The 23095-nt window shown below is 55.6% G+C and carries 23 protein-coding genes and 1 tRNA gene; 13 read left to right on the top strand and 11 right to left on the bottom strand.

Translation table 11 applies throughout. From position 1 onward, the window contains the following. The first annotated feature begins 11 nt into the window (after window positions 1-11). Window positions 12-590, top strand: coding sequence for a toll/interleukin-1 receptor domain-containing protein (locus VGK23_12885; protein ID HEY3421439.1), 579 nt, complete (start codon window positions 12-14; stop codon window positions 588-590). 134 nt (window positions 591-724) lie between these two features. Here the strand turns inward: VGK23_12885 and VGK23_12880 are convergent, their stop codons facing one another. Continuing rightward, entirely contained in the window at window positions 725-1849 is a 1125-nt protein-coding gene (locus tag VGK23_12880) for a hypothetical protein (GenBank protein ID HEY3421438.1), read from the bottom strand. 388 nt (window positions 1850-2237) lie between these two features. Then, window positions 2238-2321 (bottom strand) — tRNA-Leu (locus tag VGK23_12875). Between the two features lie 192 nt (window positions 2322-2513). Between VGK23_12875 and VGK23_12870 the strand changes: the two genes are divergently transcribed. After that, window positions 2514-2756, top strand: coding sequence for a hypothetical protein (locus tag VGK23_12870; protein HEY3421437.1), 243 nt, complete (start codon window positions 2514-2516; stop codon window positions 2754-2756). Between the two features lie 24 nt (window positions 2757-2780). Here VGK23_12870 and VGK23_12865 read toward each other — a convergent pair whose 3' ends face one another. Further along, on the bottom strand, window positions 2781-4136 hold the full coding sequence (locus VGK23_12865; protein ID HEY3421436.1) for a cyclic 2,3-diphosphoglycerate synthase: 1356 nt from the start codon (window positions 4134-4136) through the stop codon (window positions 2781-2783). Between the two features lie 211 nt (window positions 4137-4347). Between VGK23_12865 and VGK23_12860 the strand changes: the two genes are divergently transcribed. The 5 genes from VGK23_12860 to VGK23_12840 all read left to right on the top strand — a co-directional run bounded on the left by VGK23_12860 (window position 4348) and on the right by VGK23_12840 (window position 8447). Then, entirely contained in the window at window positions 4348-5217 is an 870-nt protein-coding gene (locus tag VGK23_12860; protein HEY3421435.1) for a DMT family transporter, read from the top strand. 106 nt (window positions 5218-5323) lie between these two features. Further along, entirely contained in the window at window positions 5324-5779 is a 456-nt protein-coding gene (locus VGK23_12855; GenBank protein ID HEY3421434.1) for a hypothetical protein, read from the top strand. Between the two features lie 195 nt (window positions 5780-5974). Next, window positions 5975-6166, top strand: a complete 192-nt coding sequence (locus VGK23_12850) for a CooT family nickel-binding protein (GenBank protein HEY3421433.1) — start codon at window positions 5975-5977, stop codon at window positions 6164-6166. 4 nt (window positions 6167-6170) lie between these two features. Continuing rightward, complete coding sequence (locus tag VGK23_12845; GenBank protein ID HEY3421432.1) at window positions 6171-6953, top strand: AAA family ATPase; 783 nt, start codon at window positions 6171-6173, stop codon at window positions 6951-6953. A 207-nt stretch (window positions 6954-7160) separates the two neighbouring features. Further along, entirely contained in the window at window positions 7161-8447 is a 1287-nt protein-coding gene (locus tag VGK23_12840; GenBank protein ID HEY3421431.1) for a Fic family protein, read from the top strand. Window positions 8448-8516: 69 nt separating this feature from the next. On the opposite strand, the gene VGK23_12835 is transcribed toward VGK23_12840, so the two are convergent. From VGK23_12835 to VGK23_12820, 4 genes are all read right to left on the bottom strand, one after another. Next, window positions 8517-9317: an ABC transporter permease gene (locus tag VGK23_12835; GenBank protein ID HEY3421430.1), complete on the bottom strand. Its 801-nt coding sequence runs from the start codon at window positions 9315-9317 to the stop codon at window positions 8517-8519. Further along, window positions 9317-10315, bottom strand: a complete 999-nt coding sequence (locus VGK23_12830) for an ATP-binding cassette domain-containing protein (protein HEY3421429.1) — start codon at window positions 10313-10315, stop codon at window positions 9317-9319. The genes VGK23_12835 and VGK23_12830 overlap by 1 nt, the downstream gene beginning before the upstream one ends. A gap of 7 nt (window positions 10316-10322) precedes the next feature. Continuing rightward, complete coding sequence (locus VGK23_12825; GenBank protein HEY3421428.1) at window positions 10323-10931, bottom strand: PadR family transcriptional regulator; 609 nt, start codon at window positions 10929-10931, stop codon at window positions 10323-10325. A 143-nt stretch (window positions 10932-11074) separates the two neighbouring features. After that, window positions 11075-12199, bottom strand: a complete 1125-nt coding sequence (locus VGK23_12820) for a PQQ-binding-like beta-propeller repeat protein (GenBank protein HEY3421427.1) — start codon at window positions 12197-12199, stop codon at window positions 11075-11077. Window positions 12200-12624: 425 nt separating this feature from the next. Here VGK23_12820 and VGK23_12815 point away from each other — a divergent pair, with 425 nt between their 5' ends. Further along, window positions 12625-13269 carry a hypothetical protein gene (locus VGK23_12815; GenBank protein HEY3421426.1) on the top strand — a complete coding sequence of 215 codons (645 nt, stop codon included), beginning with the start codon at window positions 12625-12627 and terminating at the stop codon, window positions 13267-13269. A gap of 58 nt (window positions 13270-13327) precedes the next feature. On the opposite strand, the gene VGK23_12810 is transcribed toward VGK23_12815, so the two are convergent. The 3 genes from VGK23_12810 to VGK23_12800 are packed head-to-tail and all read right to left on the bottom strand — an operon-like array spanning window position 13328 to window position 15754. Beyond that, complete coding sequence (locus VGK23_12810; protein HEY3421425.1) at window positions 13328-13765, bottom strand: universal stress protein; 438 nt, start codon at window positions 13763-13765, stop codon at window positions 13328-13330. An 11-nt stretch (window positions 13766-13776) separates the two neighbouring features. Then, entirely contained in the window at window positions 13777-15255 is a 1479-nt protein-coding gene (locus tag VGK23_12805) for an MFS transporter (GenBank protein ID HEY3421424.1), read from the bottom strand. Between the two features lie 4 nt (window positions 15256-15259). Then, window positions 15260-15754, bottom strand: a complete 495-nt coding sequence (locus VGK23_12800) for a MarR family transcriptional regulator (protein HEY3421423.1) — start codon at window positions 15752-15754, stop codon at window positions 15260-15262. A 604-nt stretch (window positions 15755-16358) separates the two neighbouring features. Between VGK23_12800 and VGK23_12795 the strand changes: the two genes are divergently transcribed. The 5 genes from VGK23_12795 to VGK23_12775 all read left to right on the top strand — a co-directional run bounded on the left by VGK23_12795 (window position 16359) and on the right by VGK23_12775 (window position 21668). Then, complete coding sequence (locus VGK23_12795) at window positions 16359-17291, top strand: hypothetical protein (GenBank protein HEY3421422.1); 933 nt, start codon at window positions 16359-16361, stop codon at window positions 17289-17291. A 14-nt stretch (window positions 17292-17305) separates the two neighbouring features. Then, window positions 17306-18046, top strand: coding sequence for a biotin--[acetyl-CoA-carboxylase] ligase (locus VGK23_12790; GenBank protein HEY3421421.1), 741 nt, complete (start codon window positions 17306-17308; stop codon window positions 18044-18046). A 73-nt stretch (window positions 18047-18119) separates the two neighbouring features. After that, on the top strand, window positions 18120-19670 hold the full coding sequence (locus VGK23_12785) for an acyl-CoA carboxylase subunit beta (GenBank protein ID HEY3421420.1): 1551 nt from the start codon (window positions 18120-18122) through the stop codon (window positions 19668-19670). Window positions 19671-19680: 10 nt separating this feature from the next. After that, on the top strand, window positions 19681-21168 hold the full coding sequence (locus VGK23_12780) for a pyruvate/oxaloacetate carboxyltransferase (GenBank protein ID HEY3421419.1): 1488 nt from the start codon (window positions 19681-19683) through the stop codon (window positions 21166-21168). Further along, window positions 21156-21668: a biotin/lipoyl-containing protein gene (locus tag VGK23_12775; GenBank protein ID HEY3421418.1), complete on the top strand. Its 513-nt coding sequence runs from the start codon at window positions 21156-21158 to the stop codon at window positions 21666-21668. Before VGK23_12780 ends, VGK23_12775 begins: the two co-directional genes overlap by 13 nt. Here the strand turns inward: VGK23_12775 and VGK23_12770 are convergent, their stop codons facing one another. After that, the gene (locus VGK23_12770; protein HEY3421417.1) at window positions 21669-22946 is read right to left on the bottom strand and encodes a pitrilysin family protein; all 1278 of its coding nucleotides are present in this window, start codon (window positions 22944-22946) and stop codon (window positions 21669-21671) included. Window positions 22947-23095: the final 149 nt, after the last annotated feature.

The raw sequence follows: 23095 nt of genomic DNA, 5'->3' as shown, positions 1-23095 counted from the left end.
TGCGCAGCCCGATGGAGTTAAATCGGGAAGAGGGCGCTGATGCATGGGGATTAACAATGAAGGTCTTCCTAAGCCATTCCAATTTGGATGAGGCCCTTGCGAGAGTAATTAAAGATAAGATCGAAGGGCTCGGGGTATCCGTCTATATGGCCGAGGACGACCCAAGACCCGGACAGCGTCTGCCGCTAAAGCTTGATCTTGCTATCCGTTCCTCCGATATCCTTGTTTACCTCTGCACCGAATCAAGCGCATCCTCCCAAATAGTACAACAAGAGGTAGCTTTCGCTTATGCCCTCAACAAGCAGATCATTACATTGATAGTGGGCAGGAGCACCCCTGGAGGATTCTTGGTGGGAATGGAATATATAAAGCTCGACGAGCCGGATTCAAAGAAAGGGTTCGATACCCTATCTGTCGTCTTCACTCGCTATGTGGAACATGAGACTACGTCACAGGCAATATTTCACCTAATAATCGGGGCTGGGGTTGGATTGGTTGCAGTGTTGACGTTGTACTTCCTTACAAGAAATGGAGAGCCCAGGGTTAGCAATCCTTCATCGAAAAATGAACTGCCCCCTCCATTGCTATGAATGATTTCATGGACGATCATAAAGGTGTATATGCCGGCGACGGTTCGGTTTGCGGCCAGGTCGGTGGTGTCCAGGGACATACCCTATCACTCTATGGCTGCTGGAATCCCGGCACGAGCCATGAAGAGCAATGTTCATTGGTCCAAGTGATCTTGCTCGGAATCAAGGTTCTTAGGGCGATAGGAACCAACGACCATATTGTTCTCTTTCAAGATCTTGATCTTCCTCTTGACATCACCTTGAAAAAAGGTCTTTGATGCCAAAGGATGATCCTTCAGATATGACTCCCCCATTGCAGCAATCAACGCATCCTCAAATCGGACCTTTTGATTATCTATTAACCTTCCGGAATTCAATAACCTGCTTATCTTGTCGTTATCGTTACCCTTTATGCATTCTTCTACCTGTCCCAAGTTAGAGAAACCGAGATAGTGTAAGACATCTGTTTCCTGGTCATAAAAAATGTCAATATTGGTATTCTCTGAACCAAAACGCTTGTTAAGATATGTTCTAAGAGAATCCGGAGTGATCTCGACCTGATCGTAATCACCAAGTTTTACAGATGCCCGAGCCGTTGTCCGTAAAATGTCATCTGTCTTTTGAATGTCTTGAAATTCATCATCTGCGTTATTTAGCACTTTCGCCAATTCCGAAAACCGCCCCTTCAGTTCCTCAGGAATGTTAGTTGGTGACTTGTACTGGATATCATGTTCTATCTCAGCCCATGCATGTTGGAGGACCGTTCGAACCTGGATCTCGGCTCTCAGGTCCTTATATGGTCGATATTCCGGAAGAACGGTTCGTCGACTCTTTAGACGAATTATAAAATGCTTACTTTGATAACCAAAGTGCCCTTGCTCCTCCTGAAACTTCGAAGAGGAATGCTCCACATATTTTTCGACGCCGAACTCAGTCCTTATACAATCGTCCACTCTTTTTATATCATTTGGGAAAAATATTATGACTCTGATCCCTGCCATATCATTAATATCCTTCATCGGTGTGGCATATTTGGGTTGGTTTGGGTTATTCTTTGACGATTCCCCAGCCTTCTCTCCGAAACTTTGAATGCTTTTTGCCCGTGTCTCTATCGAACTGACTTTAACCTTTTTTTCAGCCAAGGCCTTTTCCATGATATGTTTGACCACATTGGAAAATTGCAGATACAAAAGGCGGATTTTACCATAGTCTTCCATGGCCTTCCTTTTATGGGCTTCGAAATCGAATCCTGAATCCAATTGCTCCAATCTTACTGCCATAGATAGAGACCTTTCAATTAATAATCAAAATATCATATCATTATCCTAACTTAGAGATTATCCTGCCTTACGGACCTTAATGATCGCCAATTAGATCTTTAGTCATGTTGTTTTCGGGTTCTGTCCGAGGGACGTTCCCACCAACCGTCCATTGTCAACATTAAGGTCGATTTCGTACATTGAAGGAACAATGTTATTCATTCGCAAATTCACCGCTGACAAATGTCAATAATTACTATACATTCAGGGGTATTTTGAAGCGACTGCTGACGTCTGAATAGACCCCGAAGGCGACGACATAAAGGGGCTATTAATTGTTCATTATATTGTTAGAATTATTATAAAATGGGACATTTGTTCAATATGGATATAACCCCGGAGCTAAAAGTGCGGGGGGTGGGATTCGAACCCGCGAACCGCTAGGGACAGAATCTTAAGTCCTGCGCCGTTGGCCGAGCTTGGCTACCCCCGCAAGCATCCAGTCGATGCGGTAGACACTATTTCATTCTTTTTGGATAGAATACAAAGTACCTTGGCAGTTCATGATGGGTATCATTCTTGCCTCTATATTTCCTAAGGATCCAACCATTTCGCCAGTCCAACTTCCACCAGCTGTGAATAGGTTGGCAAAATCTTGATGATTCGGACTCGCCATAGGCGAACCATGAACCTGACCAACGAGACCTATGTCATCAAGATCAAGGGCAAGAACTCCACCGAGTTCTATTACAAGGATAAGGACGGCTGGTGCAAGGTGAGCATGCGAGGGCGGAGATTCAAGGCGACCGCCGAACAGATCCTCAATCACGTCCTGCCTGCCCTGGCCGGAATCAAGCCTAACGTGACCATCGAAGTGGAACATTACGATGATCCCGAAGAGCGGGTCCTGCCGGACATCGTTGAGTGAAACTGGGTCCGGTCGACCGAACCATCACAGTATCTTGCACATGTCGTCGCACTTCTCCAGCAGCGGCCCCAGGCTCTGGTCGATGTACTCCTCCAGGGTCGGATGGCCTATCTCCGCCAGCTCGTAATGCACGCGGACTATCGGCTTGTTCACCTTTATCACCCGGTTCAGGTCGATCGGGGTGCCGGCCACCACCACGTCGCATTCGGTGTTGTTGATGGTCTCCTGAAGCTCATGGACCTGTAACTCACTATAGCCCATAGCCGGCAGTATCGGCCCCAGGTTGGTGAACTTCCGGAAGGTCTCGGCTATCGAGCCGACGGCATATTTCCGCGGATCGACCAGTTCCTTCGCCCCGTTGTCCTCGGCGGCGATCGTGCCGGCCCCGTAGGCCATTCCGCCGTGCGTCACCGTCGGACCGTCCTCCACCACCAGGACACGCTTGCCGCGGATCATCGACGGGTCGTCCACCTTTATCGGCGAGGCCGCCTCGATGATCTGGGCACCAGGGTTCAATAGTCTCACGTTCTCCTTCACCGTCAGGATGTCCTTCCGGTCCGCGGTGTTCACCTTGTTGATGACCACCACGTCCGCCATGCGCACGTTCGTCTCTCCCGGATGATAGGTCAGCTCATGCCCCGGCCGATGCGGGTCGGCGATCACGATATGGATGTTGGACTTGTAGAACGAGGTGTCGTTGTTCCCCCCGTCCCAGATGATCACGTCCGACTCCTTCTCCGCTTCCCGAAGGATCTTCTCGTAGTCGACCCCGGCGTATACCACGATGCCGTTGTCGATGAGCGGCTCATACTCCTCGCGTTCCTCGATGGTGCAATCGTTCTTGTCAAGATCTTCGTACGTGGCGAAACGCTGCACCGCCTGCTTCACCAGGTCGCCATAGGGCATCGGATGCCTCACCGCGGTCACCCTCAGGTCCTTCTTCTTCAGGAAACGGCAGATCTTCCGGGTGGTCTGGCTCTTGCCCGCCCCGGTACGTACGGCACAGACGCTGATCACCGGTTTGGATGACTGGAGGGTGATCGCCGGATTCCCCATCAGCCGGAAATCCGCGCCGTTCGCCAGCACCAGCGACGCCTTGTGCATCAGGTCGATGTGGGAGATGTCGGAATAGGCGAACACCACCTGTTCGATCCTCTCCTTATGAATGAGCGACACCAGGTCCGATTCCGGATGGATCAAGATCCCGTCAGGGTAAAGCTTACCGGCCAGCTCCGCAGGGTATTTCCGGTCGGAGATGTTCGGGATCTGAGCGGCGGTGAAGCCCACCACTTCGTACGATTCGTTGTCCCGGAAGTAGGTGTTGAAGTTGTGGAAGTCCCGGCCTGCCGCTCCCATGATGATGACCCTAGCCTTTGACATGATATCCCGGAATCAATGGATGCCTTGGCTATTTCTTTTTTCAGTAGGCGGATATCATGTGGCCAGGGGAGTTCAGCCATTCTTATGACGAATCGGTTATCTTGGAAGCATCAAATATGGGGAGCGTGTTCGAGGGCCTGGCGATACCGTTAGCTCTGATGAGGTCCCCAAAGAAACCGACAGGCGTCATAGCGATGGCTGGGCGTTCTGGTTGTTCATCGGGCTGGTCCTGACCAACATCTTCTGGGGCGCGTCCGGGGTGGCGGTCAAAGTAGCGCTCACCCAGCTGGACATCTTCGAGATCGTGGCCTATCGGTTCTCCGTGGCGGCGATCATACTGTTCGCCATCACCTCGCTGTGGAAGGGGCGCAAGGCGCTGGCCGTAAAGATGAGGGACCTTCCGCTGCTCGCGGTGCTGGCGTTCCTGGGCATCCCGCTGGAGTTCCTCCTGCAGGTGCTTGCGCTGGAAAACACCAGCGTCACCAATTTCACGCTCATCTTCTGCCTGGCCCCTTTCTTCATTATTTTCGGTTCGTCCCTGATGACCAAGGAGAAGGTCACCCGGAACAAGCTGCTCGGGACCGTGATGGCGTTCGCCGGCGTCGCCTTCGTGGTCATGTCCGGAGGGTTCGCGTTATCCGCCAACCTGCTCGGCGACGGCGTGGCATTGCTCAGCTGCGTGGTCTGGGCCGTCTACACCGTCATCGGCAAGCCGATCAACCAGAGGTACACGACGCTGACGGTGCTGAACTACGTGTTCATCTTCGGGGCGCTGGAGATGCTACCGTTCCTGCTGCTCTCACCGATGACCCCGCCCACGGCGTTCGTGGGCGACACCTGGATCGCGATGGCCTTCCTGACCATATTCTGTTCGCTGGCGGCGTTCTTCATGTACAACAACGGAGTGGAGAAGCTGCCCGCCTCCACCGTGGGCATGTTCATCTACCTGAACCCGTTGGCCGGCGTTCTTCTGGCCGCCCTCGTGCTCGGGGAGGCGGTGACCGTGTTCACCTTCGCCGGCATGGCATTGATCATCCTCGGCATCTACGTATCGGAACGTCTGGTCATGCGGGAACGGTGAGCCTTCCGTAGACGCCGGGTCCGGAACGGATGATGAAGACCGGTGCACGAACGAAGTGTCACATCATCGGAAAAATATGTGTACTCACAGATTATTGTGGGCCCGAATGAGCTACCGCATACCGCCGTCTAAGATATTGGTAGAGGCGATATCCGAGGTTATCCGGGAGAAGCAGACCGTCGACTCCCAGAGGATGCTCACCGAGCTGGTGCACAAAGCGCTGAAGAAGAGGGATTCGGACTTCACCGCGAGCGAGATCCGCATCCGCAAGGCGGCCGTGCTCAAGGCGCCCATCAAGCTCCACATCCATTATCGCGAGACTACCGAGACATCCACCAAGGGCAAGTGCCCGGTGTGCGGTTCGGAGACCGTGCAGATAAGGAACAAGACCCTTTTCGACGAGAAGGTGGACCTCGGGTTCCGGTGCACCAAATGCCCCTACTGGACCGGACAGATGAAGCGGGTACCGGTGCGTTACATCTTCAACGCATTGATCGAGGAGATCCCCAGACCGCCGCGCCGGAAGTCCAACGGAAAATTCTCGCAGTGGAAGTTCGCCTGATCCTTGCATTATCGGATTATTAAACCAAGGCAAGATATCATATACCCCTGATTTCGTAATTTTTCCTCTGTGGCGTCCTGAGTCGTTTTGAGCTTATGGTTCCCCACCATGCAAAACTGGATGCCACACCTCTCATTTCATGCATTCCTGGAAATATCCGACCAATTTAAGTATCGTTCCTGCAATGGCATCATCATGTGCGAGTCGACGGTCTTCATGGAGGAGGACGGGGGAGTGAAGGAGGTCATGAAGGATGTGTCAAGGATCGTCATCAACGGTGACGAGACGGTCTTCATCGACATCCTCGGTCAGCGAAAGGTATTGACCGGGGTCACGCTGAAGGAGGCCAACCTGATGAGCCATGGGATCGTATTCATCAGGAAGTAGCACGATGAAGATCGCCGTAGCGGGCAAGGGCGGGGTGGGCAAGACCACCGTCGCCGCGATGCTCGCCCGACTCTATGCCCGCCAGGGCAGCAAGGTGATAGCCATCGACGCCGACCCGGCCACCAGTTTGGCGTCGGCACTGGGCGTGCATAGGAACGAACGTGAATCGATCACGCCGCTGTCCGGGATGCTGGACCTGATCGAGGAACGGACCGGGGCACGGCCCGGGTCGAGCTACGGCGGCATGTTCAAGCTGAACCCGAAGGTGGACGACATCGTTGACCATTACGGCCTCCGGGCACCGGATGGCGTGACGTTGCTGGTCCTCGGGACGATCGAGACGCCGGGAAGCGGATGCTTCTGTCCGGAATCCTCGCTTCTGAAAGCGCTCATGTCCCACGTCCTGTCCGGAGAAGAGGTCGTCATCATGGACATGGAGGCGGGACTGGAGCATCTGGGCCGCTCCACCGCCAGGAACGTCGACGTCATGCTGATAGTGGTGGAACCGGGAATGAGGTCGGTGGACACCGCCATCACCATCGCCCGGATGGCCAAGGAGATTGGGGTCGGGAACATTTTCGTCGTTTTGAACAAGTGTTCTACGGAGAACGAGGAAGCGCTGGTGGCCAAGGAGCTGAAGAAGGAGCACCTGCTGCTCATCGCGACGCTGCCGAACTCGAACGTGGTCAAGGGCGCGGACCTGCTCGGTGTTTCGCCGATGGACATGCCCGGGATCGAACCGCTCCTGCCGATAATCCAGTTCATCAAGGACCGTATCGATTCGTGACCGACAATCGCAATGAGTCCGTTTAGACCATATATTGGCCATTTGTGAAGATGGATGCGCTTATACCGGCATTGATGATTACTGCTAATCAATGTCAGATTAGTAGTAATCATGTAGTTTGTGGAAATGCTAATTATTGCTAAAATGTATTGTATTAGCAATAGGTTATTATGTCCAGTTCGATATTACTTATCGAATAGTGCTAAGATGAAGATGCCTGAGAAGCCAATACCCTACAGTCAATTGCAGGACAGAATTATCAAAGAAGGTCTATTCAAGAAGTCCTTGGAATTGGCAAAACGTTACGACGAGGACTACATCCATTGGGATGAGCTTAGAAGAAAAGACCTCCAAGACCCCGAATATACCTGGGCCCTTGTGAAATTGTCGAGGATGGGCAATTCCTATCCCATCGATTTTGGAGATGTAGAGCTCCAGTACAACATCACCAAGGAGGCCCATCGTATCCTCCACATCCTTGATATCGGAGCGTCTGGATCGATCGTGGTTGCTGAGCCCCTTCATGAATCGGAGATGGAACGGTACATAGTGAGTTCGCTGATGGAGGAAGCGATAGCCTCAAGTCAACTGGAAGGGGCTGTTACGACCACCAAGGAAGCGAAGCGCATGCTTAGAGAGGGAAGGAGACCCCGCTCCCATTCCGAGAGGATGATCGTCAATGATTATGTCACTATGCAAAGGATCAAGGAGATGGCTGACCGGACATTGACGGAATCATCCATCCTGGAACTCCACCGGCTAATAACGCATGATACCCTTGATGACCCAAAATTCGAAGGACGGTTCAGGCAGGATGACGAGACGGTCGTCATGGACCCCCTGGAGGGTACGATATACCACCAACCGCCATCCCATGTCAAGATCCCGGAATACATGGAGAAGCTATGCGCATTTGCGAACGATGACGATTCCGGTGGCTATCTGCACCCGCTATTAAAGGCGATCGTGATCCATTTCATGATCGGATATCTCCATCCATTCGTCGATGGCAATGGTCGATTGGCAAGGGCGCTGATGTACTGGAAAGCCATGAGATCTGGCTACTGGCTCTTCGAATATATGGCTGTCTCGAAGGTTATCAAACAAAGTCGGGGCCGGTACAACCTTGCCTACCTCTATACCGAGACGGATGAAAATGATGTGACATATTTCATAAATTTCAATCTTGAGTGCATGGAGAAGGCCTTGGAGAATACGAAGGCGTACATCAAAAGGAAACAGGAGGAGGCCAGAACGGCGACAGCGATCGTCGAGATGCACCCAGAATTGAACTTCAGACAGGCTGAGATCCTCAAGGATTTTCTCAAGCGTAAGGATACGGCTGTAACAGTGGCCGAGATTGTCTCCAAATTCAATGTCGTCCATCAAACAGCGAGGACAGACCTGCTCCTTCTGACCAAACTCGGGTTCTTGGATATGAGGAAATCTGGGCGCAAGATGTTCTTTTTGTATAGAAATAATCCAATGAAATAATTCTCAGTGACCAGAATCAGTCTGGAATGAAATAAATAAATTGAACCGGGGCTTCCGCCCCTAAATCGTTTACTTCTCCTTCAGCGCGCGCATGGCGACGACTATTCCCAGGATGATGAAGACCACCGAGAACACCAGCAGACCCAGGATATCCACTCCCAACGAGTATATCCCGGTCGAGCCGGAGAACATCAGCTGTCTCATCCCGTCCACCGCCAACGTCAATGGGTTCACCTTCGCCACGGCCTGCAGCCAGTCCGGCATGCTGCTCACCGGGAACAGCGCCGCCGAAGCGAACATCAGCGGGAGGTTGACCAGATTGATCACCGCGAACAGCGTCTCCTGCTGCTTGATGCTCAGGGCGATCGCGACGAATATCGACGCGAACGCGGTGGCCAGCAGACCCAGTATCAGCAGTATTCCGAGGAACTCCATCACTCCGAAGTTGGCCGTGATCGTCAGACCTTTCAGTCCCGGGATGTGTGCGAACAGCAGCGCTATGATGAGCACCAGCATCGCTGCGACGACCGCCCTGACCACCGTGGCCAGCACCCTCGATATGGGGATCGAGGCGCGCGGGATCGGCGAGGCGCGCAGCTTGTTCAGGAACCCAAACCTGCGGTCCCAGACCAGCGACATGCCGACGAACATGCAGGTGAACAGCGCTATGATGGCCAATTGACCCACGGACATGTACGACATGTAGTCCGGCGCGCCGTTGAGCAGCCTCGGGTCCAACGGGAAGGCGAACGCCTGCCCGAACAGGCCCAGCCACACGATCGGCTGCACCAGCATCATGAAGATCTGGATCTTTGCCCGGTACCAGTGCTTTAGTTCCCTCACCGTGAGGGCCCATGTTTCCCGTATCATCAGCTCGACCTCCTCATCTGGCGCATGTTAGCGACTTTGTCGAAGCTGCCCATCTGTTCCGCGTCGCGCAGCGAACGTCCGGTGTATTCCAGGAACACCTGGTCCATGTTCGGCCTTTCCAATGTGACGTATGTCACCTTGCCGCCGTTCTTGGATATCTCCTGCAGCAACGGTGCGGTCACGGTCTCTCCGTTCAGCACTTTGACCCGGTAGGACCCATCCTCCTTTTTGACGCTGAACACGCCCTCGACCTGCTTGATCGCCTCGGTGAAGTCCGTTTCGCCCGATACCTTGAGCGAGATCACGTCCCCGCCCAGCGATTCCTTCAGCTTGTGCGGCGTGTCCATCGCCATGATCTTGCCCTTGTCGATGATGCCGATGCGGTCACAGAGCGAGTCCGCTTCCTCGAGGTAGTGGGTGGTCATGAACACCGTCATGTTGGAGCTCTTCTTCAGCTCCCGGATGTGCTCCCACATGGTGGTCCGGGTCTGGATGTCCAGGCCGAGCGTCGGCTCGTCCAGGAAAAGCACCTTGGGCCGGTGGATCAGTCCCTCGGCCAGCTCCAGGCGTTTCCGCATGCCGCCGGAATAGGTTTTGACCATGCGTTCGGCGGCCTCCTCCAGCTTCACCAGCTTCAGCAGGTCGTTGATCCTTTCCTTGGCCACCTTCAGCTCGACGCCGTACAACGTCGCCTGCAGCAGCATGTTCTCCCGGCCGGTAAGGTCGTCGTCGACGGTTAGCTCCTGTGGGACCAGTCCGATCGAGCGGCGCACTTCCGTCGGCTGCTTGACCGCATCGTAGCCGCACACCTTGCACTCCCCGCTGGTGGGCAGCAGGAGCGTCGTCAGCATCTTGATGGTGGTGGTCTTTCCTGCCCCGTTGGGGCCGAGGAATCCGAAGACCTCGCCCTCGGCCACCTCGAACGATATCCCGTCCACCGCCCGGATGGAACCGTTGTAGACCTTGACCAGGTCCTTCACTTCGATTATCGCTACCATTTATGTCCTACTCCTTTTTCTCCTTCTCATGGAGGACCCTTTCGATCCTCTCCTTGATAAGCATCTTCTTCGTGTCTGAATCGTCCATCTGCTCATATTTGGCAATGGCCTTCTCGATGCCCCGAAGATGTGTGTTCATCATCCTCTGTGCACCTTTCAGCATCTCCAGGCGTTCCTTCACCGTCAGGTCGTCCCTGAGCAGGGAGGCTAGATGCAAGGGCAGCTGGACCGATGCATCAAGCTGCTCCTGTGTCGCCGGGATGAGGCCAACCGTTTCGCTGGCCGCCCTGCCCAGGAAACTGAAGTACCGGCCCATGAACTGGGCCTCCTGGGAGATCGACTTCAGGTTCTCCAGCATCCATTCCTTTCCCTCCTGGGTCAGTGAATAGTACTCCTTTCCGTCCTTCACGTCCGAGAGGATGAGCTTCTGCTCCTCCAGCCTCTTCAGTGCCGGGTAGATGGCCCCGGTCTGCGGCACCCAGAATCCTTGGAACTCATCCCGCAGGACCTTGAGCACCTCGTAACCGTACATCGGCCCCTTTCTCAGAATCACCAGCATCAAGAACTGGGGAGGGCTGATGCGATTGCCTTTATACACGAAATGTCGTCCGATCATCGTTCACCTGGAACATCAAAGTAGGTATATCCCTACTGAGTTGACATCTACGCAGTAGATATCTACTATATTAACATTATATAGAATGATCAGATAATGAAGAAAATGAAGAGGTTTAGGCCGTCTTCAAAGGTTGGTATGACTTATCGACACCACCTTCTATCTTTCTCCCAGTGAAAGTATGGGTAGAAACTGTGCGGTGGTACTGTCTGCCCAGTATAGTCCCCGATAACGAACGCTGTGTATGGTGCGTTCAACAGGCCGGTCGTGTTTCCGACGACGTTGATCTTACCATATTGCCATATTATCTGCTTGCAGGCATTGATTATGAACACTCGGTCGTTGAATTGGTCGGCAATTATTATATTGCCGTTTTTCAGCCTAACGGCGTTGGTCGGCGCCGGATTAGGATTGCTTTGGGGGTCCGTGTTCGTGAAGTACTGGAATACTATCTGCTTGCAGTGGTTGACCTCCAATATCCGAGCATTGCCGGCATCAGTGATCAGCGTGTCCCCGTTGGACAGCCTGCTGGCGAACGCAGCGCCATTGATAGTGCCGCTATACTGCCAGACAATGTTACCTGCACGGTCTATCTCAATGACACGGTTGTTAGCCTCATCCGCGATCAGGATATGACCGTTCTTGAGCAGTTCAGCGCTGTTCGGACTGTTGAGAGCGCCAGGACCAGAGGTGGGGCCGTATGACCACACGACTTGATGGAACAGATTGACCTCGATGATCCGATTGTTGGCCTGGTCAGTGATCAGGATGTCATGGTTGGGAAGCTGAATGGCACAGACAGGCACGTTAAGCTGGTTCGGACCGTTGCCGGCCACACCGCCCTGGCCATACTGCCACACGATAGCGCCCCATTGATTGACCACGATGACCCGGTTGTCCGGCACCAGAGAGGTTCCGGTACCGGCCATTATCGTCAGACCGCCCGATAGCCTCTCCGCCCAGTTAGGGGCAATTATGTGCCCAGCGATCGGAGTCATATCATTGGGATTATTGGATCCATAGCTCCAGACAATATTGCCATTAAGCGGATTGATCTCGATAACCCGGTTGTTGAACTGATCCGTTACCAGGACATTTCCCGGTGTGTTGAATCCTACGGTCTTATGATTGCCGTTGGCAGGAATGGCCGAGACCGCTGTCGAGGATATGGACAAAAGGAATGCCACGACCAATAGGCTGGCCAAGAAAACATAAACCGGTTTCACGCTCCTCTTTTTCGTTACACCTTTTTCGCCGGGAAGGGTCATCTCACGACCTCCCTCGGAATGCTATATCTTGGTTGTTTCATTTAGTCGCCCCATTAACCATTTCCCGTTTGCGGGAACGAAAGGAAGGGGAACGATTCACTATTTATGGATTAGGCGGCTAATCATCGGAATCTATCATTTATTACGTTAGTATCGTTCTCAATGAAGTATTGACGAGATACATAGACGCATTTTTAAACAAATGAAACCTAAGAAGATCAAGAATCAGATCGGACATCAAGAAGCAAACGGCCCTGCCCTATCCCACCTAGCCTAGATAGAAAAGTCTATGGGACTCTTCAGAGAAACGATTGTCGAACCATTGAAATCGGCGAGATAACATTCGCATAACTGGGTCGATTGCTTGCCTATCTAGAATGACTGATAAGATACAGATTTAAATGAGGGGGATAATCGCCTCATCGATGGAGCTAGTAAACATTCCGGACGACCTATGGGAAGACTGGTCGTGGTTCATCACACCTCACGACCTGCGTTGCACGGTCATCGAGGACGAGAAGGTGATCGAAGAGGCCAAGGTGGCGGTGACGGCGGTCTATACCCTGAACCTGCCGAAGATGGTCATGAGCGATGTGGCTCTCGCCTCGCGCCTGGAGAGAACGAACGTGGGGATCATAGACACCGGGATCATCTGCCGGGACGTGCACATCACTCCCGAGACCCTGACCCACACCATGACCCAGCTGCTGCTCCATTGTCCACTGGTGGTAAGGCCGGCCGAAGGGGAAAGGGAGACCCAGTTCTCGGACGTGTCCGATGGCCTGGAGATATGCTTCTACAATCCTCTTATGATGGAGGATGATGAGGGCAGCAAGGAGCTATACTGCCTGGAATCCCCAAGCAGGTGCATCGAGGAGCTTTCCATGGACGCCACCGAGGGCACTCTAGCAACCGCGGTAAGGACGGCGATCGACGAGCTGGCATCCCGCGCCCTCATCGACGTTGAGGAAGGGGTCATCGTCAGGGTCACCGAGAAAGGCAAGCGCCTGATGGAGACCGAACCGCTCAACGACCGGGTCATCTGCGCATACGAACTGCGACAGCTATAGCACGTTTCAGCTGGCTTTCGTGCCGCCGTCCTTCCCATCGGGATTCATTGATCGCGGATCAACCGTGGAACTTGGGGTTCTTCACGACGAGAACGGGGCATTGGGACAACCTCACCAATTTCTCGGCAACGCTGCCCAGCATCAGCTTGGAGACGCCGGAGCGTCCCATGGAGCCCATGACCACCAGGTCAAAGCCCACGGACTCGTCGATGATGACCTTGGCCGGAGATCCCCGGTCGATGCGTGTCGTGACCTTGACCCCCATTTTCTGACCCTGTTCCCGGACCTCTTCCACAGCCTTCTTCCCCTCCTCCTCGAGGATCGGATAGACGTTGGCCAAGTAGGCCCCGTTCGACGAGGACATGATGGCCGACTCGTCCACCACGAATATCGCCGTGACCTCGGCGTCGGCCATCTTTGCCAGGGCCAGGCCGTGGCTTATCGCTGCGTGGTTGTACTCGCTGCCATCGGTGGGTATCAGGATGTTATGGTACATGCTCAAGTTTCTCACTCCTTTCCAGACGTGACCGGTACCGGCGCATCGCAGTTCTCCGGACACTTCTTTGGCCGGTACATGGAGATGATCACCGCCACTACCGACATGACGAAGAACAGGATGAAGGCCGTGTGGAGACCGCTCTCGAACGAGTGCAATGCCTCGGTGCCCATGCCCCCGCCCACGATGAACAGCTTGGCCAGTTCGGAACTGGAGATGTTGCTGAGCACCAGCGGGAAGGCCAGGGCCAAGGAGAACATCGACCCGACGTTCCCCAGCATCGTCCGGGTGCCGGAGGCAATGCCCCTCTTTTCCGGCCTCACGGTGTTCATGACCGTGCTGCTGTTCGGCGAGCTGAACAGGCCGCCGCCTATGCCCATCAGGACCATGAGCACCACCAGGAACCAGAACGGTGTGGTGTGGTCCACGAAGGCGAAGCCGAGCAACGACGCCGATGAGAGCACCAGCCCGACGATGGTGAACAGCCTGGGACCGTATCGGTCCGAACCCTTGCCGGACAGCGGACCGACTATGATGAAGGTTATGCCGAACGGGATAAGGCTTATGCCCGCCGTCAGCGGGTCCTGGCCGTACGGCCCCTGCAGGAAGAATATGAGCAGGAAAAGGACCGCCCCACGGCAAAGGCTGTTCAGGAAGAAGGTGGTGTTGCCCAGGGCGAACACCCTGTCGTGGAACAGCGTCAGGTCCATCATCGGGTACCTCGACCGGGTCTGGATGTAGAGGAAGGCGATGATCCCGATCCCGCCAGCGGCGAACAGGAGGTAGATCATCTCCATCCCCATCATTCCGGGGAAGGCTATGAAGGTCAAGGCCAGCAGGAATGCCGTCAGTCCGATCGTGAAGATCGAGCTTCCAGCCCAGTCGAAGCTTTGCCCCTTGGGCATCTTGATCGGTTCGCGCAGCCTCACGAACGCCCATATGGTCCCTATCACGCCGAGGGGCACGTTGATAAGGAATATCCATTGCCACCCCAGGGGCGACAGGGCCCCGCCGACCAGCGGACCGAGCACGATGCCGGCACCGCCCGCGACCATGTTGACGCCCAGGCCGAAGCCCAGTTTCCGGGCGTCGAAGGCGTCCACCACCATGGCCGCACCGTTCGCCATCATCAAGGCGCCGCCTATGCCCTGGATGATGCGGTAGCCGACCAGGTCGTAGCCTTGGTACTGTGCATTGGCGAGGGCACAGAGCAGACTGCCGAGGGAGAAGATGGCAAAGCCCAGAACGTATAGCCTCTTCCGCCCGAACATGTCCGCCAACCGGCCGAAGACCGGCACCGCGACGGTGGTCACCAGCATGTAGACCAGGATCACCCACATGACGGTCAGGAAGTCCATGTGGAGACTGCTCATCATTTCTGGTAGAGAGATAAGCAGGGCCGACGACTGGATCGACGCCATCAATATTCCGATCGTGGTCACCGAAAGGACGACCCATCCGTACTCGAGACCTTTCTTTTCCTTGGACATGATTTCAATTCTCCGTGTTCTCATCTTTGTTCTGCGGCATGGAAGCGGTGAGCTTTGCGAAGGGCAGTATCTGAAGGACCGTCTGGAACGCCTCTTCCAGACGCTCGATGTCCTTTTCCTCGAGCTGAGAAAGCCCTTCCTTGAGCCTCTCCTTCGCCAATTCCCTGTTCTGGTTCAGAGCCTCGATGCCTTTCGTGGTGATCTTCAACAGCGTGACCCTTCGGTCCGTTGTGTCCGGTACCCTTTCGACCATTCCGTCGTTCTCCATCTGATCGACTATCGTGGTCATGCTTTGCTTTGAATAGGATATGTGGTCCGCCACTTTCGATATGGTCTGGGGACCCTTTTTGTTCAGGATCGTTAGGACCAATATCCTTGATGCAGGCAGCCCGGGCATCCCTTCACGTGCCTTTTGCGCGAAGATCAGCTTGTTCGACATGGTCGCGGTAAGGAACATGCCCTCGGCAATCGATTCGATCGATCTGTTTATGGCATCCATCTGTGTATCATCCTCTGCCCGGGCACAACCGTACGTCTTTCGGATAGTACAGATTTCGGACTTTCGAGGCGACGTAGGACATGGTATATATAGATTGTTGACTCGGTGTTAGTCCTTGTAGAACAGATCGTCATGCTGGACAACTATTATTTACCTATCATTAATATTAACATAATGGGATTCGATCGAACCGTTAATCACCTCCTAGCATGATCGAATGTCAGAATAGAAACCCGTCAGACCCTACACTTGATGAATAGAATCCCAAAACTAATTCACGAAGTGGTCACCTGGACGTCCTGGATGTGATCCCTCGATGTGATCATGGTCACCTGCACGATCTCGAATCATGACCCTTTCGATCCTAAGGATGGAAGCCGCCTCATGATATTGTCCGACGGGATTTTGGCGCCCTTTGGAACGGCAGGACGAACTAGACCGGCCTCTGATCGAGCCATATAGGGTCAGGGCGTTCATCCAACGCTCAAGTGGCCACAAGGGAACGACCGTGATCTCAGAAGTACGAGCCAGCATACGCTACCCTATTTGAACGCCATTGACAAGGTTTATCAAGCGAAATGTCATTGGCGTGCCGGGTCCGAAAATGAGGCTATGGGAATTCGGAAGGATGAACAATTCGAGGGTCAAGATCGGTGAGAAATTGGGCGGTCCGCTGGGTCTCGTCGACGGATGCCAGGTCTACTCCACGATGTTCCGCTACGATTTCAACGGCAACACCGGATACGAGATCGTGCTCTCCACCTTTGGACCGGAGAACTATCGTCAGATATGCGAGGCGACGTTCTATATGCTGGACGTTCCCGGTTCATGCGCCCAGGTCTCCAAGTTCCTCTCCGAGAGGAACATAGACATTCTCAACTCCGTCTCGATCAGCATGATCTCCAATGTCACCATGGTGTGGAAGATGCTCGTCGACCTCAGCTACTTCGGGGAATTGCCCCAGCTGCAGGAGGACTTCGATATGCTGAAGAAGCAGAAGTCCACGGCCGTCTCCAACATAGACGCCATGGAGATCAAGGAATCGCACATCAGTGACCGCTACACCAAGGGCACATCTGGTCGAGGCCAGATGGTCAAGGCCAAAGCGCTGAAGAAAGCGTCCAAAGCCCCTTCGATGATCAAGAACGGCGAGATCGAGATCCCCGCCGACTACCTGAAGATGCTCGAGGGGGTCAAGGACGGCGCCCCGGTCATGATGGTCGGAGATACGGACGCCTGGGTCCTTTCCCTCACGTTCATGAGGCCGAGCATCAAGCTGGCCCAGATCGACATCGAGATACCGGACAAGCCCGGCTCGATATTCGAGGTGACCAAACAGCTGGCGGGGTTCGACATCAATCTTCTGGCCCTGCACACCAAGGTCCTGGTCTACTACGAGAAGATGAGCATGGAACTGGTCGCCGACGTGAGCAAATATCCCGGAGGGGCCGAGGCGCTCAAGGAAGGACTGCGGACGATGCTGTCCGGCCTGAAAGGCAACTACAGGCTCACCGCCCTGAAGGAGATCAGGGTCTGAGAAGTGGACTATCGATGATCATCGGAAGAAAGGTCATCGTCAAGGACGAGGTCGCATCGACCAATGATCTGATGAAATCCCTGGCGAACGAAGGCGAGGAGGAAGGCCTGGTCGTCACCGCAAAGGTCCAGGTTGCTGGCAGGGGCAGGATGGGGCGCACCTGGTCATCGCCTGAAGGAGGCGTCTATCTTTCCGTCCTCCTGAGGCCGAAGGTGCCGGTCCACGACATGCTCCGGATGACGGTCCTCGCCTGCGTTCCCGTGGCCCAGACCATCGAGGAAGCGTCCGGATGCAGGGCGACCGTAAAATGGCCTAACGACGTCGAGATCAACGGACAGAAGGTCGCCGGCCTGCTGGTGGAGTCGCTGTCCAAGGGGAGCGAGATCGCCTACTTGGTTCTGGGCATCGGTATCAACCTGAACGTGGAGCCGGAGAGCCTGGGGGTTCCGGGGGCCACCTCGGTGAGCGCCTGTGCCGGCAAAGTATTCGACCGGGAGGCGTTCCTCAATATTCTCCTTTACCGTCTGGACACCTTCTATGCGTCGTTCCTGAAAGGAACGTTCGAGGCGTCCGAGTATACCAGACGGTCATCCACGATAGGCTCGGAGATCGAGGTCGAGTCGGACGGAACGACGATCGTTGGGAAAGCGACCGGGGTGGATGCCACCGGAGCGCTCGTGTTGGTCTCGGAGGACGGCAGCGAACACCGGCTGTCATCGGTGCAAGCGACCACCATAAGGAAGTCCAATCGGTAAGATTGGAATAATTTAGGCAAAAGGTGTTAACTGAGGGGCATCAATTCAAAGCAGCGGACTGGAGGCGTAGGAAATGGGTGTCGAAGAAGCGAACAGGGAATTGCGGGAGATGAAACGGAGGTCCCGCGCCGGAGGCGGGGCGGACAAGCAGGACAAGCACCATAAGCAGGGCAAGATGACCGCCAGGGAGCGGATAGATGCTCTGCTGGACCCCGGTTCGTTCGTGGAGTTCGATGCCTTCGTGACCCACCAGTCCTGTCACTTCGGCATGGATAAGCACAAGGTCCCGGGTGACGGGGTCGTAACCGGCCATGGCACCGTCGACGGACGCCAGGTGTACGTCTTCGCCCAGGACTTCACCGTGTTCGCCGGTTCCGTCGGCAAGATGCACGCGCAGAAGATCTGCAAGATGTACGACTTCGCCGTGAAGACCGGTGCGCCCATAATCGGCATCTACGACTCCGGTGGCGCACGCATACAGGAAGGGGCCGATTCACTTTCCGGCTTCGGGGAGATATTCTTCCGGAACGCGTTGGCATCCGGCGTGATCCCGCAGATCGCCATGGTCATGGGACCTTGCGCGGGCGGCGCCTCGTTCTCACCGGCCATGAACGATTTCGTTTTCATGGTCAAGGGCAAGTCCCACATGTTCGTGGTCGGTCCGGACGTCATCAAGGCGGTCCAGAAGGAGGATGTGTCGTTCGAGGAACTGGGCGGGGCGATGACCCATGCCACCAAGAGCGGCACCGCCCACTTCGTCGCCGAGGACGACATGGACTGCATCAAGAAGGTCAAGAAACTGGTCTCGTTCCTGCCGTCCAACAACCTGGACACGGCGCCGCACGGTGCCGGGAAGGACGACCCGGACCGCCGGGAGGACTCGCTCGACACCATCGTGCCGGAGGATCCGGCCAAAGGGTACGACATGCGCGAAGTGATCAAGAAAGTGGTGGATGACGCCGAGTTCATGGAAGTGCAGGAGAACTGGGCCAGGAACATCGTGGTAGGCTTCGCCCACATGGACGGCATCAGCATCGGCATCGTCGCCAACGAGCCTTCCGTCTACGCCGGCACATTGGACAACCACTCGTCCATAAAGGCCGCCCGCTTCGTGCGCTTCTGCGACTCCTTCAACATCCCGATCGTGACCTTCGTCGATGTCCCCGGGTATCTGCCTTCCGCCGAACAGGAGTACGATGGCCTGGTCCGGAACGCGGCCAAGCTGCTGTATGCATACTGTGATGCCACGACCCCCAAGGTCACGGTCATCACCCGAAAGGCGATCGGTGGGGCGTACTGCGTCATGTCGTCCAAGCACATCCGCACCGACATCAACCTGGCATGGCCGTCCGCCGAGATCGCCATCGTCGGACCGGAAGGGGCCATCAACATAGTCTATAAACAGGAACTGATAATGGCAGATGACCCGCAGGTGAAGCGGGACGAGCTCATCTCCGAGTACCGGAAGGCCTATGCGTCGCCGTACGTGGCCGCAGAACGGGGATACCTCGACGACATCATCGAACCGAAGGAGACCAGGTCCAGATTGATCAGCGCCCTGCACATGTTGGAGAAGAAGAGAGAGTCGAGACCGACCAAGAAGCATGGCAACATTCCGCTATGAGGCTGCCCAGATGAAGATAAAGATAATGGACACGGTATTGCGGGACGCCCACCAATCGCTGCTGGCGACCAGGATGCGCACCGAGGACATGCTGCCCATAGCCCCGCTCATGGACGAGATCGGGTACTGGTCGGTGGAGATGTGGGGAGGTGCCACCTTCGACTCGTGCCTGCGGTACCTGAAGGAGGACCCGTGGGAGCGCATCACCAAGCTGAAGAAGGAAATGCCCAACACCCGGTTCCAGATGCTGCTGCGCGGGCAGAACATCGTGGGATACCGTCACTATTCAGATGACATCGTGGAGAAGTTCGTCCAGAAGGCGCACGACCGGGGCATCGACGTCTTCCGCATCTTCGACGCGCTCAACGACACCAGGAACATGCAGTCCGCCATGAGGGCGGCGAAGCGTTCCGGTGCGATAGTGGAGGCGGCCATCGCCTATACCACCTCGCCGGTCCACAGCATCGAGACCTTCGTGGAGATGGCCAACCGGCTGAAGGATCTGGGTGCCGACACCTTGTGCATCAAGGACATGGCCGGCCTGCTCAAGCCATATGTGGCCTACGACCTGGTCAAACAGCTGAGGGAGGAGACCGCCCTGCCGGTGCACATGCACTGCCATGCCACCTCCGGAATGTCAGAATCATCCTACGTCAAGGGGATCGAGGCCGGGGCCGAGATCATCGACACCGCAATCTCCTCCATGTCCCAGGGCACGGCGCAACCGCCCACCGAATCGATGGTGGCGATGCTCCGCGGGACCGAGTACGATACCGGACTGGACCTGAAGAAGCTGCAGGAGATCTCCGACTACTTCGAAAAGGTGCGCCTGAAGTACTCCGACTTCGAGAGCGGCCACACCGGCGTGGACACCAACGCCCTGATCTACCAGATACCCGGAGGGATGATCTCCAATCTGGCATCCCAGCTGAAGGAAGCAAAGCAGGAGCACAAGATCCAGGAGATCTATGAGGAGGTCCCCCGGGTACGGGCCGACCTCGGCTACCCGCCTTTGGTGACGCCGACCTCACAGATCGTAGGGACACAGGCCACTCTGAACGTCATCTCCGGCGAGCGGTACAAGATGGTCACCAACGAGACCAAGAACCTGGTGCGCGGGCTGTACGGGCGCACCCCGGCGGAGATCGATCCGCTCATACGCAAGAAGATCATCGGCGACGAGAAGCCCATCACCGTCCGTCCGGCCGACCTGCTCGAACCCGAGTATGACCGGCTGGCGCAGGAGATAGGCGCCCTGGCCCGGAACGAGGAGGATGTCCTCACCTATGCGCTTTTCCCAAGGGAGGCCATGGAGTACTTCAAGGACCGTGAGATGAACGAGAAAGGCGTCAACCTGAAGGACATCGCTGCGGTCGCCGTCCTGTACATGCGTTCCACCGAGAAGAAGCCCACGGCCGATGTCTGCGCAGGGAAGGAAGACCAGTGGAAGATCGTGGCCCGCCGCGAGCAGATGAGGCAGGGAGGGTGGTTGATCTGAAGCTGAAGATAACCGCCAATGGGCAAGTGAACGAAGTGAACGTGGAGAAGAACGGCGGCGATTACCGGGTCACCATAGGGGACGAGACGTATCGCGTCGTGCTCAAGGAGAACGGGGTCTCCATCAACGGGGAGCTCAGGCCGGTTACCGTCGAGGGAGCGCTCAATGAGGGCGCCACCGTGACCACCAGCTCCCGTCAGATGAAGGTCCTGGTGGAACCGGTCCGTGAGATGGCCGCGATCCCGATCGAGGCCGAGGCCTCACAAAGCAGCAAAGGTTCCGAATCCAAGGGATCGATCACCGCCCCGATGCCGGGCAAGATCATCTCCATCAAGGTAAAGGCGGGAGATACGGTCGCTCAGAACCAGATCGTCGCCGTCCTCGAGGCGATGAAGATGGAGAACGAGATCCAGTCAGAGGTAGCCGGCACGGTGCAGAGCGTCTCCGTCAAGCCGGGGGAGACGGTCGAGGGCGGCCAGGTCCTGCTGGTCGTCCAGTGATCAGAAGTCAATTCCCTGGGCGAACGCCGCCGTGGACTCGGCCACGTTCTTGGCCCCGTAGATCGCGGCGGTCATGTTCTTGCGCACCAGCAGCTGCTGGGCCAGCCCCATGACCTCGTCCTCCGTGACCCTTTCGTACTTCCTCACCTCGTCATCGATCAACGGAACCTCACCGGTGATCATGTAGTGGTAGGCGAACATCCGCATGTCATCGCGGGGCTGCCCGATGTTCCTGAGGATGCTTCCCTTGAGCACATGCTTGGCCCGCTCAAGCTCTCCTGGCGCCAACCCATCCTTTTTCAGCCGCTTGAGCTCTTCCCCGAAGATCTGGATGACCCTCTGGACCCGATCGGCTGAAGTGGAGAAGTAGGATTCGACCGTGCCCGAATCCGAATAGGACGACGGTGCCATGTAGATCGAGTAGACCAGCCCCTCCTCTTCCCTCACCCTCCGGTTGAGACGGGAGCTAGCCCCGCCTCCGATGATCGCCGCCAGAACATCCTGGCCATAGCTCGATGGGTCCTTGGCGGTCAATCCCGGGAATGCCAATCCCACGTACATGTGGTCCCCCTTCCTGGGATACGCGTCGATGGAGGCATAGAACTTGGGCTTCTGACGCCTGACCGGTTTTCCTTTTTCCATGCCATCGAGAGAGTCCGTGGCCCATCCCAGCACCTGGTCCGGGTCGATGTTCCCGCACGCGACCACCGCCATGCGGGGCGGCCGGTATTTGGTTGAATGGAACTCCAGCAGGTCCTCGGAAGAGAACGAATCGACGCTCCGGTCGGTGCCCAGCACCGGCCGTGACAGCGGCCCGCCCTTGAAGAGCGAGCGCAGGAGCAGGTTCTTGATGTACCGTTCCGGGTCGTTCAGCCTGTTATTTATCTCCTGCTTGACTACCCCCTTCTCCAGCTCCATGTAGCCCTTGTCCATGAGCGGATTGCAGAAGATGTCCTGGACCAGGCCCTGCGCCGTACCTACCGTCTCATCAATGGAGAAAGAGAAGAACGAGGTCATCTCCTGAGTGGTGAAAGCGTTGAGATATCCGCCAGCCTCCTCGATGGTCTCGTTCACCTGGTTGAAGGTACGGTTCTTGGTGCCTTTGAACAGCATATGCTCCAGGAAATGGGCCATGCCATGCTGCTTCGGCCCTTCGTCCCGGGAACCGATGCCGACACTGATCGAGACGGCGGCAGATCGCGTCTGGGGAAGACGTTCTGTTATGACCGGTATGCCGGCGGGCGTCTTGGTCACTGTGAGCAGCTGTTCGGTCCTCATACGGTCACAGAGGGATTATCCAGATTAAAAAGGATGCGGGGGGTTGAGGCCCTTCAGGCCCGGTTGAACTTCGACAGCGATACCGTGATACCATCATAGGACATTATCCCGATGGAGGAACGACATTGTTGATCGACCATGACCTCTCA

The sequence above is a fragment of the Methanomassiliicoccales archaeon genome (assembly GCA_036504055.1).
In the GTDB taxonomy this organism is placed as follows: Archaea; Thermoplasmatota; Thermoplasmata; order Methanomassiliicoccales; family UBA472; genus DASXVU01.
This window is presented reverse-complemented; position numbering and strand designations above follow the sequence as displayed.

What these genes read in the sequence shown, in the direction of transcription:
- VGK23_12865 (HEY3421436.1), bottom strand. Translation starts at nt 4,136, where the DNA reads ATGTCAAAGGCTAGGGTCATCATCATGGGAGCGGCAGGCCGGGACTTC.
- VGK23_12820 (HEY3421427.1), bottom strand. Translation starts at nt 12,199, where the DNA reads ATGACCCTTCCCGGCGAAAAAGGTGTAACGAAAAAGAGGAGCGTGAAA.
- VGK23_12855 (HEY3421434.1), top strand. Translation starts at nt 5,324, where the DNA reads ATGAGCTACCGCATACCGCCGTCTAAGATATTGGTAGAGGCGATATCC.
- VGK23_12840 (HEY3421431.1), top strand. Translation starts at nt 7,161, where the DNA reads ATGAAGATGCCTGAGAAGCCAATACCCTACAGTCAATTGCAGGACAGA.
- VGK23_12815 (HEY3421426.1), top strand. Translation starts at nt 12,625, where the DNA reads ATGGAGCTAGTAAACATTCCGGACGACCTATGGGAAGACTGGTCGTGG.
- VGK23_12885 (HEY3421439.1), top strand. Translation starts at nt 12, where the DNA reads ATGGAGTTAAATCGGGAAGAGGGCGCTGATGCATGGGGATTAACAATG.
- VGK23_12770 (HEY3421417.1), bottom strand. Translation starts at nt 22,946, where the DNA reads ATGAGGACCGAACAGCTGCTCACAGTGACCAAGACGCCCGCCGGCATA.
- VGK23_12830 (HEY3421429.1), bottom strand. Translation starts at nt 10,315, where the DNA reads ATGGTAGCGATAATCGAAGTGAAGGACCTGGTCAAGGTCTACAACGGT.
- VGK23_12835 (HEY3421430.1), bottom strand. Translation starts at nt 9,317, where the DNA reads ATGATACGGGAAACATGGGCCCTCACGGTGAGGGAACTAAAGCACTGG.
- VGK23_12880 (HEY3421438.1), bottom strand. Translation starts at nt 1,849, where the DNA reads ATGGCAGTAAGATTGGAGCAATTGGATTCAGGATTCGATTTCGAAGCC.
- VGK23_12845 (HEY3421432.1), top strand. Translation starts at nt 6,171, where the DNA reads ATGAAGATCGCCGTAGCGGGCAAGGGCGGGGTGGGCAAGACCACCGTC.
- VGK23_12850 (HEY3421433.1), top strand. Translation starts at nt 5,975, where the DNA reads ATGTGCGAGTCGACGGTCTTCATGGAGGAGGACGGGGGAGTGAAGGAG.
- VGK23_12825 (HEY3421428.1), bottom strand. Translation starts at nt 10,931, where the DNA reads ATGATCGGACGACATTTCGTGTATAAAGGCAATCGCATCAGCCCTCCC.
- VGK23_12790 (HEY3421421.1), top strand. Translation starts at nt 17,306, where the DNA reads ATGATCATCGGAAGAAAGGTCATCGTCAAGGACGAGGTCGCATCGACC.
- VGK23_12780 (HEY3421419.1), top strand. Translation starts at nt 19,681, where the DNA reads ATGAAGATAAAGATAATGGACACGGTATTGCGGGACGCCCACCAATCG.
- VGK23_12785 (HEY3421420.1), top strand. Translation starts at nt 18,120, where the DNA reads ATGGGTGTCGAAGAAGCGAACAGGGAATTGCGGGAGATGAAACGGAGG.
- VGK23_12810 (HEY3421425.1), bottom strand. Translation starts at nt 13,765, where the DNA reads ATGTACCATAACATCCTGATACCCACCGATGGCAGCGAGTACAACCAC.
- VGK23_12870 (HEY3421437.1), top strand. Translation starts at nt 2,514, where the DNA reads ATGAACCTGACCAACGAGACCTATGTCATCAAGATCAAGGGCAAGAAC.
- VGK23_12800 (HEY3421423.1), bottom strand. Translation starts at nt 15,754, where the DNA reads ATGGATGCCATAAACAGATCGATCGAATCGATTGCCGAGGGCATGTTC.
- VGK23_12795 (HEY3421422.1), top strand. Translation starts at nt 16,359, where the DNA reads ATGAGGCTATGGGAATTCGGAAGGATGAACAATTCGAGGGTCAAGATC.
- VGK23_12805 (HEY3421424.1), bottom strand. Translation starts at nt 15,255, where the DNA reads ATGTCCAAGGAAAAGAAAGGTCTCGAGTACGGATGGGTCGTCCTTTCG.